General features: G+C 68.4%; 2 protein-coding genes. Both read left to right on the top strand.

Translation table 11 applies throughout. The features are described 5' to 3' along the window. On the top strand, positions 1 to 904 hold a 904-nt coding region (locus tag G6048_RS47935; RefSeq protein WP_165345873.1), incomplete at its 5' end, for a beta-ketoacyl reductase. A 54-nt stretch (positions 905 to 958) separates the two neighbouring features. Further along, on the top strand, positions 959 to 1,957 hold a 999-nt coding region (locus G6048_RS47930), incomplete at its 3' end, for a beta-ketoacyl synthase N-terminal-like domain-containing protein (protein WP_408056254.1).

Below are 1,957 nucleotides of genomic sequence, written 5' to 3'. Positions count from 1 at the left end.
GGGTGGCAGTGGGCAGGGGGCGTACGCGGCGGCGAATGCCCATCTCGATGCGCTGGCGGAACAGCGTCGGGCACGGGGCGTGGTCGCGACCTCGGTGGCCTGGGGCATGTGGCACGGCGAAGGACTGGCCAATGAACAGGGCATGGGGGAGGAGCTGAGCCTTCGCGGGCTGCGCGCGATGGATCCGGATCAGGCGATCTCGGTGCTGCACCAGGCGCTGGACCAGAACGAGACCGTCCTCAGCGTCACCGACATGGACTGGAAACGCTTCGCTTCCCTCTACACAGCGGCCCGGCCGAGCACCCTGCTGGACGAGCTGCCCGACGCCCAGATGACTGCGGACATCCCTGCGGCGCAGACGGACTCCGCGCCCCGCTCCCCCTTCGCCCAGCGCTTGACCGGCATGTCCCCGGCCGAGCAACGCCGGATGCTCCTGGACCTGGTTCGCGGCGAGGCCGGTGCCGTTCTGGGGCATGCGGAGTTCCAGGAGATCGACTCCCAGCGCGGCTTCCTCGAATCGGGCTTCTCCTCCCTCACCGCGGTGGAACTACGGAACCGGCTCAACGCGGTGACCGGACTCAAACTCCCTCCCTCGGTCATCTACGACCACCCCAACCCTTCCGCGCTCAGCCGGCATCTCCAGGCCGAACTGGCACAGGACGGCGGCGACAGCCAGGAGTCCCTCCTCGAAAGCCTCCGGCAGATCGAGGCGGCTGTGCTGGCGGAGTCCGTCACCGACGGCGCACGCACCCAGCTCGTCGAGCGCCTACGGGATCTGCTCTGGAAGGTGGACGACGGCGGACCGGACTCCAAGGCCAACGGCGTCATCGACCGATCGGTGATCGAGTCCGCCACGGACGACGAAATGTTCGCGCTGATCGACGAAGAACTCGGGCTCGAGTAATACGCCCTCCTGATCGGCACTTTATCGAGTGGGAGAAGAAGCGAAATGGTCGGCGTGGAAGACAAGCTTCGGGGTTACCTCAAGCGCGTCATGACAGACCTGTCCGAGACCCGGCAGCGGCTGCATGCCGCCGAGACCAAGTCGAGGGAACCGATAGCGATCATCGGAATCGGGTGCCGTTTTCCCGGGGGCATCGAATCCCCCGAGGACTATTGGCGGTTGCTCGTCCAGGGCGAAGACGCGGTCGCCGAGTTCCCTGATGACCGGGGCTGGGACCTGGAATCGCTGTACGACCCGGACCCCGACGTGCCCGGCAAGAGTTACGCACGCGAGGGCGCGTTCGTCCACGGGGCCGGTGACTTCGACGCGGCATTCTTCGGAATCTCACCCCGCGAAGCACTGTCCATGGATCCGCAGCAGCGGCTGCTCCTGGAGGCGTCCTGGCAGGCGATCGAACGCGCGGGAATCGACCCGGCCTCGCTCCGTGGCCGCGAGGTCGGGGTGTTCGCCGGGGCGGCCCGGTCCGACTACGTCTCCAGCAGCCGGCAGATCCCCGACAGCGCGGAGGGCTACGCCATCACCGGCGGATCGTCCAGCCTGCTCTCCGGCCGGATCTCGTATGCGCTGGGTCTTGAGGGGCCGGCGGTGACGGTGGACACGGCGTGTTCGTCGTCGCTGGTGGCGCTGCACCTCGCCGCTCAGGCACTCCGTGCCGGCGAATGCTCGCTGGCGCTCACCGGCGGCGTGTCCGTCCTGGTCAACCCCTATCCGTTCGTCGGTTTCAGTCGGCAGCGTGGGCTGGCCCGGGATGGCCGGTGCAAGGCCTTCTCGGCGGACGCTGATGGTGTCGGCTGGGGCGAGGGCGCCGGGCTGATCCTGCTGGAGCGACTCTCGGATGCCCGGCGGAACGGGCATCGGGTGCTGGGGGTGGTGCGTGGCAGTGCGGTGAATCAGGACGGGGCCAGTAGTGGGCTTACGGCGCCGAATGGGCCGTCGCAGCAGCGGGTGATCCGGGCGGCGTTGGAGAGTGCGCGGCTGGCGGCGGCTGATGTG

The sequence above is a fragment of the Streptomyces ureilyticus genome (assembly GCF_011045025.1).
Lineage (GTDB): Bacteria > Actinomycetota > Actinomycetes > Streptomycetales > Streptomycetaceae > Streptomyces > Streptomyces ureilyticus.
Note: the sequence above shows the minus strand (reverse complement) of the source record. Positions and strands in the feature narration are given on the sequence as shown.